Origin of the sequence: Pseudomonas sp. NPDC086581, assembly GCF_044746165.1 — a bacterium.
Taxonomy (GTDB): Bacteria; Pseudomonadota; Gammaproteobacteria; order Pseudomonadales; family Pseudomonadaceae; genus Pseudomonas.
This window is the reverse complement of sequence record NZ_JBIVBR010000005.1, coordinates 129,431-140,985: the sequence shown is the minus strand read 5'-3', so window position 1 is coordinate 140,985 and position 11,555 is coordinate 129,431. Positions and strand designations below refer to the sequence as shown.

Here is an 11,555-nt window from a genome sequence, read left to right as displayed (position 1 = left end):
TTTACCAGCCTCTGTCCGTGGAGCTGTAGCGATATCCGCTGTCGAGCAGTCCTTCCGCCACTTGCGGCGGTGCATTCTTACGCATGATCCGGGCCAGGGTTCCGTCCAGCCACAACGTCTCCAGCAGGCGCATCCATTCGGCACTTTGCGCCGGGGTGAAGCGCTTGCGCGAGAGCATCAGGTTGTGGGGTGTCGCCGGTCCGGGCATCACATCTATCACATGGAAGCGTTCGCGTTGACGACGATCGCTCACCGCCCCTTGAAGATTCATCTCATGGCCGATCACCCCCTCTACATCGCCATTGAGCAACGCGCTGAACCGGGTCGCGTCGTCCTTGTATTCCACTACCCGGCCTTCGGCACGGAGGATGCGCAGCATGCCGTCGATGAAGGCGCCGTGGCGGTATCCGGCGATCACCCCAAGGCGCGCGCCGGGCATGTCGTGGAAGGCGTCCAGGGTGTTCATCTCGCCCAGATCGTCGCGCACGATCAGCTTGTTGCGCATGTAGAGGTAAGGCAGCAAGTAGCTGTAAGCGCGGCGCTGCGGCGTAGCGACGCCACTGGTGCCCATCTGCAGGTCACCGCTTTCGAGCATGCGCCATATTTCGTCGCGCGGGCGGATGGACGTTTCGAACTGGCAGCCGGTGCGCCTGCCCAGTTCGGCGATCAGGTCCGGGTCGATGCCGACGTCGTCATGGAAGAACACCACGTTGCGGGTGTAGGCGACGGTGACCGGTTGTTCGCAGCCATAGCGATCCTCGGCCATGGCTTCCGCACACAGCCATGCGGCCGGAGCCAGAACCAGCAGTGGGACGAACTGTCGGTGAAGTGCCATGGAACCGCTCCGCACGCGGTATCGGCCTCAGGGGGAGCACGGCGAGATCGCTCGTCTTCGGCAGGGGGCGTTACAGCTATCACAAGAGTGTAATCCGGCTTATCCAAAGCGCCGGACAATCGCGCAGAGAAATGTCATTTCGTCGGATTTAGACAAAACGATGTGACTCAAGCGCTCAACGGCGGTTGCGGGTAACGAACCACCCTGCTTAACTCTGGCTCAAGCGTGACCGCCGAGTCACGCAGCGTAGCCAACAATGATTTTCGCGGCAGCCGTTCCCCCAGCCGCGCCTTCCCCGCCTGATCAAAAGCCCGCATCCACACCTTCAACGTGTCGGACGGCCTGTCTTTTGATGTCTTAACCAGTTGAAAACCAAGAGATTGTTAACTTTCGTCGAGTGACATGAAGCTGTCACGCCAAGACGCTTTCCTCTGCCTGGGTACTTTCTTCACATCCGATCTTGGATGCGCACCATGACCTGCGTCTGGAGGAATACGACATGAGGCCGGAAACCGCCGTCGTCGAGATTCAGCAACATCGGGTACACACGGAGTTTCACGCCAACAGGGAAGCGCGCCAGACCATCATCCTGGTCAACGGCTCGCTGGCGACCACCGCCTCCTTCGCCCAAACGGTGAAATACCTGCAACCGCACTTCAACGTGGTGTGCTACGACCAGCCATACGCCGGCCGGTCCAAGGCCCACAACGACTGCCGCGAGTTCATCACCAAGGAATACGAAGCGCAGCTGCTGCTCGGCCTGATCGAGCATTACCGCGCCGACGTAGTGATGTCCTTCTCCTGGGGCGGCGTCGCCACCCTGCTGGCCCTGGCCGAACGCCCGGCGCGGATCCAGAAGGCAGTGATCAACTCCTTCTCGCCGATGCTCAACGCTTCGATGCTCGACTACCTGCACCGCGGCCTGGACTACCTCTCCGCCTGCGACCGCAGCAACATCGGCAACCTGGTCAACGACACCATCGGCCGCTACCTGCCGCAGTTGTTCAAGCGCTACAACTTCCGCCATGTCGCCGGCCTCGACGAGCACGAATACCAGCAGATGCACTTCCACATCTGCCAGGTGCTCAAGCTCAGCGCGGAGAGCTACATGGAGAAGTTCGCGGCCATCGACATCCCGCTGCTGTTCATGAACGGCGAGCTGGATATCTACACCACCCCGGCCGAGGCGAAGCTGTTCCAGCAGTTGATCCCTGACTGCGAGTTCCGCACCATCCGCAACGCCGGCCACTTCATCGATGTTGAGCACAAGAAGGCCTGGCAGGACACCCAGGACGCCCTCCTGACCTTCCTCCAGCCCCAGCGCCACCCAGTTCTGGCCAATCCCTACCTGCCCAGCAGCCAGGGCGTGCCCATCGCCGCCATGGTGGGCTGATGCAGCCAGCGCACACAGCCGGGGGCCGGCCCCTGCCCCTCCGCTCCCGGTTATTTTTTGCGCAGAATTCGTAGCAGAAGCGGCATAGCCCAAGCAGCTCGCCCGTCAAGGCTTCACTAAGCCCCGCCCTTCTGGTAAAAAGGCACCCCCAAGCGGGCGTCGTATAATGGCATTACCTGAGCTTCCCAAGCTCATGACGAGGGTTCGATTCCCTTCGCCCGCTCCAGAATCCCAAACATAAGCCCCCGGCAACCTGAATTGCCGGGGGCTTTTGTGTTTTTGGCGTCACCAAAGCGTGTCTTGTAAACTCCGTGGCACACCTACATCCCCGGACCCGCCGCATGCCCGCCCTCGCCCCGCACCGGCAATTCCTGTCCTGGCTTCTGCTCCCTCTCCTTCTTCTGTTGCTCTGCCCAGCCTGGGCCGATCAGATGGTCGACGCTGCCAGCGTCACCACGCAGCCGCTGACGTTATCCACCTACGTGTCCGTCCTTGAGGACCCAACCGGCAATCTGACGCTGGCGGACGTGCAATCCCCCGAGCAGCAGGCGCGCTTCAAGGGCGACCAGCCGCCAGGCAGTGCGTTGGCGATGGGGTTCACCCGCTCGGCGTTCTGGTTGAAGCTGCAGCTGAAAAACTCCAGTGACGCGCCGTTGCAGCGCTTGCTGGTGGTGGAAAACCCGCGCGTTTCCCATGTGCAGGCGAACATCCCGCAGGCGGATGGTTCGTACAGAACCATCAACACCGGCAGCGATGTGCCGCAGTCGAGCAAGGTCTACCCGAATCGTAATTTCGTCTTTCCGCTGAACCTGTCGGCGCAGTCCGAGCAGGTGGTGTACCTGCGGGCGGAGTCGAGCATCGGCTTGCTGGTGCCGCTGCAGCTGTGGCCGGTGAAGGTGTTCCACGCCTATGAGCGCGACGATTACACAGGCAAGGCGTGGTACTTCGGCATCGCCATGGCGATGATCCTTTTCAACCTGATGCTGCTGTTCGCGCTGCGCGACCCGATCTATCTGCTCTACGTGGCCTTCGTCGGCTGCACGGCCTCGGCGCTGGCAATCAAGAACGGCTTGGCTCCGGATTGGGCGATCTTCGCCGTGCCGCTCAACTCGAACATCGTCTATTACTCCGGCGTGTCGCTGGCCCTCGCTGCACTGTTGTTATTCGCGCGGCGGATGATGCAGCTCGAGCGCATCCTGCCGCGCCTGGACTGGGTGCTGCGCGGGATGATCGTGCTGTACCTGCTCAGCCTGGTCGCCTATGCGTTCGCACTGCCGTATGTCTCTCGCGCCGGGATAACGCTGAATTTCGCAACTGCAGTGGTGCTGCTGGCGGCGGCCATCATCTGCGCCTTCAAGCGCCAGCGCAGTGCGTTCTTCTTCCTCGCCGCCTTCGCGCTGCTGATGCTGGGCGGGGCGATGACCTCACTGCGCGCAATGGGCATCGTGCCGACCAATCTGTTCACTGTGGACGGCCTGCAACTGGGCTCGGCGATGGAGATGATCGTGCTGGCCTTTGCCCTCGCCGACCGCTTCAACGTGATGCGCCGGGAGAAGACGCGGGTGCAGGAGGAGTTGATCCGCACCCAGCAGCAGCTCGTGGATAACCTGCGCACCTCCGAGCACGAACTGGAGCTGCGCGTCGCCGAGCGCACCGATGAGCTGCGCGAGCTGAACAACCAGCTGGAAGCCATAAGCCTGACCGACGCCCTTACCGGCATCGCCAACCGCCGCCGCTTCGATCAGGTGCTGGAACAGGAATGGGTTCATGCGCGTCGCTCTGGCGAGTCCCTGGCGCTGGCGGTAGTCGATGTGGACTGGTTCAAGCGCTTCAACGACCACTACGGCCACCTGGCCGGCGATGCCTGCCTGCGCGAAATTGCCCAGGCGCTGGCGACGACGGTCAGCCGCTCGACCGATCTGGTGGCGCGATATGGCGGTGAGGAGTTCGTCTTCTTCGCGCCGATGACCGACCTCGCTGGCGTGCGTGGAATGGCGAACAAGCTGTTGCAAGCGGTGGAAACCCTCGCCCTGCCCCATGAGCTTTCGCCGTTGGGGCGGGTGAGTGTGAGCATCGGCATTGCAGCAGCGTTGCCGGGGCAGGAAGCCTCTGCCGAGGCGCTGGTGGCAAGGGCTGATGCGGCGCTATATGAAGCAAAAAAGCAGGGGCGGAATCAAGTCGTGGGCTGACAGCCTATTCAAAGGGCCCGACAAGGCAGTACCGAATCAATTGCTGCTGGACACTCTGCTTCTGCCGCAAAACCAGAATGACTGCGATCTCGCGCCGGTGCTCATGCAGTTCATAGAACACCCGGTATGGCCCCCTATTGAACTCGCGGTAATGAAGCACACCCAGAAGACTGGCCTGCTCACTGACCGGGTAACCAACCGGCGCTCGCGGTAGCTTCTCTTCCACCTCGACGATCAGTTCGAGCAGCGAATCCAGTGCACTCTGTTGCCCTATGAAAGGAACCAGATGATGAATCTGATCCTGGATGCTTTGCTCTGCAGTATGGGTAAATCGAGCGACCAACTCGGACACGATCGATCCTCAGTCAGGCTGCGAGAACCTTTTGGCAAGCCGGGCCTTCAGATCGTCAGCTGAGCAGTGCTTACCGTCGGCATACTGCCGCGATCCCATGGCCAGGAGTTTGACCAAGGCAATCGCCTCGTCGCGCTGCTGTCGCTCGGCGTAGGACTCGACAACATAGGCAGGCACACCATTCTGCGTAACGACCATGGGCTCGCTCAGGTCCAAGTCGGCAGCATGGCGTTTCAGGTAACTAATAGTCTCGACACGCATGAGGCATTCCTCCGGTGGTGAAGAGCGTCAGTCCAGGGCGCCCTCGGCCTGAACACTTTAGCCTGAATTCGGTCTGAATTTAAACCAAGCCGGGCATGGCATTTCTTGGAACCTGTTAGCCAAAGAGAAAAGAGACGGATGCACCATCCGCCTCTTCGCTCACTCAGGCCCCAGCCCTCACCCCATCCCTCTCCTTCAACAACGCCTGGATCACCTGCTCCTGCTCTTCATACCCTCCCTCGCCGATCGACAGGTGGCGAATCCGCCCCTGGGCGTCGATGAAGTAGTGCGCCGGCCAGTACTGGTTCGCGAAGGCGTTCCAGATGCGGTACTGGTTATCCAGCGCCACCGGATAGTGGATGTCGTGTTGCTTCACCGCTGCGCGGACGTTGGCCGGCACGCGCTCGAACGGGTATTCCGGCGTGTGCACGCCGATCACCACAAGTCCCTGGTCGGCGTACTTCTTCGCCCAGGTATTCACGTACGGCAGGCTGTGCTGGCAGTTGATGCAGTCGTAGGTCCAGAAGTCGACCAGCACGACCTTGCCGCGCAGATCACGCAGGTTCAGTTCGGGGCTGTTGATCCATTCCACCGCACCTTGCAGCTCCGGAGCCGGGCCGAGGTCCGGCAGGCGTTCGGCTCCGTGGGCCATGTCGCCGGGCATCAGTTGGCTGACGAGCGCAGGTACGCCGTCGATGACCTTGCGTTCCAGGCTGTTCACCAGTGTGGACGAGCTGCCGGAAGCCAGTTGCGCGCTGGTGCCGCTAGCGATGCCGGCCACGGCCAGCAGGGCGAGTACGCCGGTAGCGCGGCGCAGGCCTTCGATAACGGCCATGCGCGGCCGCAGGTGCTGCATCAGCCGGCGGCCGGCGAAGAGCACGACGCCCAGCACCGAGGCACTCCCCAGGCCGTAGGCGAAGAGCAGCAGGCTGGTCTGCGCGCTCGGGCCTTGCAGCATGGCGCCAGAGAGAATCAGCCCCAGCACCGGCCCTGCGCAGGGCGCCCACAGCAGGCCGGCGGCGAAGCCCAGCATCCATGCAGACAATGCCGGCGGCAAGCGGCGCGATTCGCCGTGCAGACGATCACCGATCCACGCCCAGGGCTTGGCCAGCGCGTCGCTGAAACGCGGCCAGAGCAGTGCAACGGCGGAAACCGACAGCAGCGCGAGGGCGAAGTACCGGCCCCACTCGCTGGCGGCGATCACCCAATTGCTGGAGACGGTCGCCAGGCTCGCCAGCACGGCAAAGCCGCTGGCCAGACCGAGCAGCGTGACCCACGGCGACCACGCCGGGCCGCCGGCGCGCTGCAGCAATAAAGGCAGCACGGGAAGGATGCAGGGGCTGAGCAGGGTCAGCGCCCCGCCGAGAAAGGCGATGAGCAACATGGAAACCTCAGTGGGCCGATGGCCCGTACGGTCGCGATGAATGAGCGCCGGGAAAATCAGCACCGCAGCCGTCCATGGCCGCAGCCCAGGGCGATCAGCCGCCCTCGTTGCAGTTGGTGGCGAACTTGCGATAAGCCAGGCTGTGCGGCTGGCCGCTGGAATCCAGGTAGTCCATGCGGGCGTTGACGATGCCGCAGTCGAAGGGCGAGGCGTTCTCTTCGTGAATGGCCAGGACGCGCTTCACGTCCAGTTTCTGGCCGTAGTGGTAAGTCTCGGTGGGCTGGGAATCGGCAGCCTGTACACCAAAGCTGGCGAAGGCGGCAATGGCAGCGAAGAGGCAAGCGTTGGCGAGTTGGATGGCTTTCATGGTGGTTCTCCTATCCTGTGTCGGGTTTGGCCGGCGGGGACTGTGTGCCTCGCCGTTGGTGCCCATTTCACGTTCAGGAGGTATCGGGCTTGTGTCGCGCAAGGCCCGGGTTTGCCGCGCCGGGTATCGGCGGCGGCTGTAGATACAGTGGAATACAAAGCACGGCAGGCAAGCGCGGCGCGGCGCTATAAACTCGCCTCAACCCACTACGAATGAGGAACCGGCATGGACCATGTCGATCACGTACTGATCGTCGACGACGACCGCGAGATCCGCGAGCTGGTCGGCAATTACCTGAAGAAGAACGGCCTGCGCGTGAGCCTGGCGGGAGACGGCCGGCAGATGCGCACCTTCCTCGATGCCAACAGCGTCGACCTGATCGTCCTCGACATCATGATGCCCGGCGACGACGGCCTGAAGCTGTGTCGTGAGCTGCGTGTGGGCAAGCACAAGTCGACCCCGGTGCTGATGCTCACCGCGCGCAACGACGAGACCGACCGCATCATCGGCCTGGAAATGGGCGCCGACGACTACCTCACCAAGCCCTTCTCCGCCCGCGAGTTGCTGGCGCGGATCAACGCCGTGCTGCGCCGCACCCGCATGCTGCCGCCGAACCTGCAGGTCAGCGAGGCCAGCCGGTTGATCGGCTTCGGCCGCTGGAAGCTCGACACCACCGCGCGCCACCTGCTCGACGAAGACGGCACCCTGGTTGCCCTCAGCGGGGCCGAGTACCGCCTGCTGCGCGTGTTCGTCGATCACCCGCAGCGCGTGCTCAGCCGCGAACAGTTGCTCAACCTCACCCAGGGGCGCGAGGCGGACATCTTCGACCGCTCCATCGACCTGCTGGTCAGCCGCCTGCGCCAGCGTCTGCTGGATGACGCCCGCGAGCCGGCCTACATCAAAACGGTACGCAGCGAAGGCTACGTCTTTGCGCTGGCCGTCGAACTGCTCGAGCCCAACGAATGAAATCCGTCCTGCACTGGCCACGCACGCTGGCCGCGCGCCTGGCGCTGATCTTCCTCGCCGGGCTGGTGTTTGCCTACAGCCTGTCGTTCTGCTCGCAGTTCTACGAGCGCTACCAGAGTGCGCGCAGCATGATGCTGGGCAACCTGGAGACCGATGTCAGCACCGCCGTCGCCCTGCTCGACCGCCTGCCCAGGGACGAGCGCGAGGCCTGGCTGCCGATGGTGCAGCGGCCCAACTACCGCTACCGGCTGGATGGTGGTGAACCGGGCGAACCGATGAATATGGCACAGGCGCCGATGGCCGCCCTGTCCATCGCCGATGTCGTCGGGCCGCGCTACCCGCTGCGCTTCGAGAACATTCCCGGCTCCATCCCGCATTTCCAGGTGCACCTGAAACTCAAGGACGGCAGCCCGCTGACCATCGACGTGACGCCCAAAGGCGTACCCGTGGCGCAGTGGTTGCCCTGGGTACTGGTGGTGCAACTGGCGCTGCTGCTGTTCTGCACCTGGATCGCCGTGCGCCTGGCGATCCGCCCGCTGACCAGACTGGCGCAAGCGGTGGATGATCTCGACCCGGACGCCCCGGCGCCGGAGCTGGACGAACGCGGCCCCAGCGAAGTCGTCTACGCCGCCCGTGCCTTCAATGCGCTGCAGGGCCGTATCGGTTCGTACCTGAAAGAACGCATGCAACTGCTCGCCGCCATCTCCCACGACCTGCAGACGCCCATCACGCGGATGAAGCTGCGCGTCGAGCAGATGGATGACTCACCCGAGCGCGAGCGCCTGTGGAGCGACCTGGAAGAAATGCAGCATCTGGTCCGCGAAGGCGTGGCCTACGCACGCAGCATGGACGGCGCCAGCGAGGCGGCGGTGAAGGTCAACCTCGACGCCTTCCTCGACAGCCTCGTCCTCGACTACCAGGACAGCGGCCAGGCCGTGGAGCTGCGGGGCATCAGCAACGCCGTGCTGGAAACCCGCCCCCACGCGCTGCGCCGGGTGCTCACCAACCTGGTGGACAACGCGCTGAAGTTCGGTGGCTCCGCCCAGGTGGAAGTCGGGCGCGATGCCCAGGGCGCTGTGTGTGTTCGTGTACTCGACGACGGCCCCGGCATCCCCGAGGACGAACTGGCCGAAGTGGTGAAACCCTTCTACCGGGTGGAAAGCTCGCGCAACCGCAGCACCGGCGGCACCGGCCTGGGGCTGGCGATTGCCCAGCAACTGAGCCAGGCGCTGGGCGGCACGCTGACCCTGTCCAACCGCACCAGCGGCGGACTGTGCGTGCAACTGGAACTGCGCCCGGCCAACTAGACACCTGTACACAGAGATACAAGACGGCCTTCCCCGGACACATCCGGGATAAGGCCCGTCGACAAGATGGCTCCATGAACAGCGGCGGCCCCCCGCCCGCCGCGTTCGCCAAAGGAGCCCGCCATGAACCGTCCCGCCGAATCTGCCCGCCTGCATGGCTGGCGCCTGTTTTCCCTGCTGTCGCTGTTAGTCCTGATCGTCACCGCGCTGGCCCTGTGGTCCCAGCCGCAGTGGGTAGAGGCTCTGCGCAGCTCGATCCGCGTCACCGCCCGCACTTCTTTCGCGCTGTTCCTCGCCACCTTCCTCGCCTCGTCCCTGGCGGCGCTGGTGCCGAGCGACTTCACCCGCGGCCTGCTGGGTGAGCGGCGCTTCCTCGGGCTGGCCTTCGCCTTCTCCCATGCGGTGCACGCGGTGCTGATCATTCTCTACGTGAAGTTCTTCCCCGAAACCTTCTGGCACGGCCGCAGTGTCGCCGCGAACATTCCCGGCTCGGTCGGCTACCTGTTCATCATCCTGCTGACCCTTACCTCCTTCCCCTACGCGATGAAGCTCCTCGGTGCCCGCGTCTGGAAGGGCCTGCACAGCACCGGCACCTGGGTAATCGCCGGGGTGTTCTTCCTGTCCTTCTACAAGCGCCTGCCGATGGGCTCCTGGTACCCGCTGGGCTTCGGCCTGATCTTCAGCGCCATCGCCTTCAAGTTCATCGCCAAGCTGGCCGTGCACCTGCGCCGTAGCGCGCGCCCGGCGCTGCCGAACACCTGACCCCGACTTTCTCCGCCACCGGGCGCCCCCGCGTCCGGCTGCACAAAATCTTGCCCACAATCGATTGCCCCCAACCTTGCCCACGAGGTGCGCCATGACCCTGCTGACCCTGAACCCGCTCAAGACCGTTTTCGACCAACTCGACCGCCTCGCCGCCTGGGGCTGGGACATCCCGCTGCGGTTGTTCCTGGCCTGGGAGTTCTTCGAATCGGGCCTGGAGAAATGGCACGGCGACAACTGGTTCGAGCAGATCCACGCCAACTTCCCCTTCCCCTTCAACCACTTCTCCGCCGGCTTCGACTGGCAGGTATCGATGTGGGCCGAGCTGATCGCGCCAGTGCTGCTGCTCCTGGGGCTGGCAACGCGATTTGCCTCGGCCTCGCTGATCGTCGTCACCATCGTCGCCATCGCCGCGGTGCACTGGCCGGCACAGTGGTCGAGCCTGGCGGAACTGGCCCAGGGCTACTCCATCACCGACCATGGCTTCGGTAACTACAAGCTGCCGCTGATCTACCTGGTGGCGTTGGCGCCGCTGATGCTCAAGGGCTCGGGCGCGTTGAGTGTGGATGGGCTGGTGCGGCGGTTAATGGGAGCTTCGCGGAACGTCTGATCGGCCGGCGATTCATCTGGTCGACCCACGATGCCCTCTCCTTTTGGAGAGGGCGTTTTTGTTTGTCTGCGGGAAGTCGGTGCAGGGGGTTGAACATGGACTTTGTCCGTTGTTCGCGGGCATGGTCCGCTCCTGCAAGGCGTGCGGTTTTCCTTCCGCGCCGCAGAGCAAGCGGCGGATAACCCGTTCCGGCTTATTCGCCCTACGTGTGGCTTTGGCTTTGGCTTTGGCTTTGGCTTTGGCTTTGGCTTTGGCTTTGGCTTCAAAGACTTCCAGAGAAACGTCCGTGCGCCGAATGCCCCGTTCAGGAGGCCTCGTTGAAGCGGAGTTTCAGGGGTTGAGCGACATGGATGTCGCGAGAGCGCTGTCGGGCCAGGGACGGCCCCTCAGCGCGTGCCCCTGAAACTTCGATTCAACGAGGAAATTTGTCGCCTAAGCGAAAAACCGGATGTCCGGGGCAAGACCTTTTGGTTCCTTTTGGGAGGGCGGCTATCCGACGTTTGCCAAAAGGAACTCGCCCGAGGGGGCGAAACCAGAATCCCGCGCGTACGCCGAAGCGGCGTAGACACACCAAACCCCAAGCAAGAGCCAGAACGTCGCGGAGAAGCTCCGCTCCCACAGGGAAGCACCTCGCGCGCCGATAGGACATAAAAAAGCCCGCACACCGATGACGGTGCGCGGGCTGCGCTGTGGACAAGGGATCAATCAGGGAATCACAAACCCCACCTCGATATTGCCGCGAGTCGCCTTCGAATACGGACAGATCTGATGAGCCTCTTCGACCAGCTTCGCCTTGTCCTCGGCGTCCAACCCCGGCAGATGCACGGTGAGCTGGGCGGCCAGGGCGAAGCCGCCGTCGGCGGTGTTGCCCAGGGATACTTCGGCGTCCACCGCCACATCGGCCGGCAGGCGCACGTTCAGCTTCTGCCCGGCGCGGCGCAAGGCGCCAATGAAGCAGGCGGACCAGCCGATGGCGAACAGTTGCTCGGGGTTGGTGCCGGGGCGGCCTGAGCCGGGCGGGCTCAGGGGCAGGTCCAGCTCACTGTCGGTGGTCTGGCCGCGGCCGTCGCGGCCGCCGGTGGTGTGGGTGTGGGCGGTGTAGATCACGGTTGCCAGGGTGTCGGTCATG

12 protein-coding genes and 1 tRNA gene are annotated in these 11,555 nt (G+C 63.6%); 7 read left to right on the top strand and 6 right to left on the bottom strand.

Annotated features, from left to right (window positions below; all coding sequences use genetic code 11):
- Window position 1: 1 nt before the first annotated feature.
- Window positions 2-835 (bottom strand): substrate-binding periplasmic protein, encoded by an 834-nt coding sequence (locus ACIPK7_RS12335; RefSeq protein ID WP_401087961.1) that lies wholly within the window; start codon window positions 833-835, stop codon window positions 2-4.
- Between the two features lie 499 nt (window positions 836-1,334).
- Here ACIPK7_RS12335 and ACIPK7_RS12330 point away from each other — a divergent pair, with 499 nt between their 5' ends.
- The 3 genes from ACIPK7_RS12330 to ACIPK7_RS12320 all read left to right on the top strand — a co-directional run bounded on the left by ACIPK7_RS12330 (window position 1,335) and on the right by ACIPK7_RS12320 (window position 4,417).
- Window positions 1,335-2,228, top strand: a complete 894-nt coding sequence (locus tag ACIPK7_RS12330; protein ID WP_192436147.1) for an alpha/beta fold hydrolase — start codon at window positions 1,335-1,337, stop codon at window positions 2,226-2,228.
- A gap of 152 nt (window positions 2,229-2,380) precedes the next feature.
- Window positions 2,381-2,454 (top strand) — tRNA-Gly (locus ACIPK7_RS12325).
- A gap of 115 nt (window positions 2,455-2,569) precedes the next feature.
- Window positions 2,570-4,417, top strand: a complete 1,848-nt coding sequence (locus tag ACIPK7_RS12320) for a diguanylate cyclase (protein ID WP_401087959.1) — start codon at window positions 2,570-2,572, stop codon at window positions 4,415-4,417.
- A gap of 4 nt (window positions 4,418-4,421) precedes the next feature.
- Here the strand turns inward: ACIPK7_RS12320 and ACIPK7_RS12315 are convergent, their stop codons facing one another.
- From ACIPK7_RS12315 to ACIPK7_RS12300, 4 genes are all read right to left on the bottom strand, one after another.
- A complete protein-coding gene (locus tag ACIPK7_RS12315; RefSeq protein ID WP_401087957.1) occupies window positions 4,422-4,769 on the bottom strand; it encodes a type II toxin-antitoxin system RelE/ParE family toxin in 348 nt (115 codons plus the stop codon).
- 9 nt (window positions 4,770-4,778) lie between these two features.
- Window positions 4,779-5,030 (bottom strand): type II toxin-antitoxin system Phd/YefM family antitoxin, encoded by a 252-nt coding sequence (locus ACIPK7_RS12310; protein WP_401087955.1) that lies wholly within the window; start codon window positions 5,028-5,030, stop codon window positions 4,779-4,781.
- A 163-nt stretch (window positions 5,031-5,193) separates the two neighbouring features.
- Complete coding sequence (locus ACIPK7_RS12305; RefSeq protein WP_401087953.1) at window positions 5,194-6,414, bottom strand: cytochrome c biogenesis protein DipZ; 1,221 nt, start codon at window positions 6,412-6,414, stop codon at window positions 5,194-5,196.
- Window positions 6,415-6,508: 94 nt separating this feature from the next.
- Window positions 6,509-6,781: a DUF2790 domain-containing protein gene (locus ACIPK7_RS12300; RefSeq protein ID WP_401087951.1), complete on the bottom strand. Its 273-nt coding sequence runs from the start codon at window positions 6,779-6,781 to the stop codon at window positions 6,509-6,511.
- A 225-nt stretch (window positions 6,782-7,006) separates the two neighbouring features.
- Between ACIPK7_RS12300 and ACIPK7_RS12295 the strand changes: the two genes are divergently transcribed.
- From ACIPK7_RS12295 to ACIPK7_RS12280, 4 genes are all read left to right on the top strand, one after another.
- The gene (locus ACIPK7_RS12295) at window positions 7,007-7,747 is read left to right on the top strand and encodes a response regulator (RefSeq protein WP_045209716.1); all 741 of its coding nucleotides are present in this window, start codon (window positions 7,007-7,009) and stop codon (window positions 7,745-7,747) included.
- Window positions 7,744-9,054 (top strand): ATP-binding protein, encoded by a 1,311-nt coding sequence (locus ACIPK7_RS12290; RefSeq protein WP_192436138.1) that lies wholly within the window; start codon window positions 7,744-7,746, stop codon window positions 9,052-9,054. The genes ACIPK7_RS12295 and ACIPK7_RS12290 overlap by 4 nt, the downstream gene beginning before the upstream one ends.
- 123 nt (window positions 9,055-9,177) lie before the next feature.
- Window positions 9,178-9,816 carry a hypothetical protein gene (locus ACIPK7_RS12285; RefSeq protein ID WP_401087949.1) on the top strand — a complete coding sequence of 213 codons (639 nt, stop codon included), beginning with the start codon at window positions 9,178-9,180 and terminating at the stop codon, window positions 9,814-9,816.
- A 94-nt stretch (window positions 9,817-9,910) separates the two neighbouring features.
- Complete coding sequence (locus ACIPK7_RS12280; protein WP_401087947.1) at window positions 9,911-10,426, top strand: DoxX family protein; 516 nt, start codon at window positions 9,911-9,913, stop codon at window positions 10,424-10,426.
- Window positions 10,427-11,131: 705 nt separating this feature from the next.
- Here ACIPK7_RS12280 and ACIPK7_RS12275 read toward each other — a convergent pair.
- Window positions 11,132-11,554: an organic hydroperoxide resistance protein gene (locus ACIPK7_RS12275; protein WP_401087945.1), complete on the bottom strand. Its 423-nt coding sequence runs from the start codon at window positions 11,552-11,554 to the stop codon at window positions 11,132-11,134.
- Between the last annotated feature and the right edge of the window lies 1 nt (window position 11,555).

Bases quoted from the DNA above. Each gene is read 5' to 3' on its own strand.
- ACIPK7_RS12290 (WP_192436138.1), top strand. From the start codon at position 7,744: ATGAAATCCGTCCTGCACTGGCCACGCACGCTGGCCGCGCGCCTGGCG.
- ACIPK7_RS12310 (WP_401087955.1), bottom strand. From the start codon at position 5,030: ATGCGTGTCGAGACTATTAGTTACCTGAAACGCCATGCTGCCGACTTG.
- ACIPK7_RS12295 (WP_045209716.1), top strand. From the start codon at position 7,007: ATGGACCATGTCGATCACGTACTGATCGTCGACGACGACCGCGAGATC.
- ACIPK7_RS12335 (WP_401087961.1), bottom strand. From the start codon at position 835: ATGGCACTTCACCGACAGTTCGTCCCACTGCTGGTTCTGGCTCCGGCC.
- ACIPK7_RS12275 (WP_401087945.1), bottom strand. From the start codon at position 11,554: ATGACCGACACCCTGGCAACCGTGATCTACACCGCCCACACCCACACC.
- ACIPK7_RS12330 (WP_192436147.1), top strand. From the start codon at position 1,335: ATGAGGCCGGAAACCGCCGTCGTCGAGATTCAGCAACATCGGGTACAC.
- ACIPK7_RS12305 (WP_401087953.1), bottom strand. From the start codon at position 6,414: ATGTTGCTCATCGCCTTTCTCGGCGGGGCGCTGACCCTGCTCAGCCCC.
- ACIPK7_RS12320 (WP_401087959.1), top strand. From the start codon at position 2,570: ATGCCCGCCCTCGCCCCGCACCGGCAATTCCTGTCCTGGCTTCTGCTC.
- ACIPK7_RS12285 (WP_401087949.1), top strand. From the start codon at position 9,178: ATGAACCGTCCCGCCGAATCTGCCCGCCTGCATGGCTGGCGCCTGTTT.
- ACIPK7_RS12280 (WP_401087947.1), top strand. From the start codon at position 9,911: ATGACCCTGCTGACCCTGAACCCGCTCAAGACCGTTTTCGACCAACTC.
- ACIPK7_RS12300 (WP_401087951.1), bottom strand. From the start codon at position 6,781: ATGAAAGCCATCCAACTCGCCAACGCTTGCCTCTTCGCTGCCATTGCC.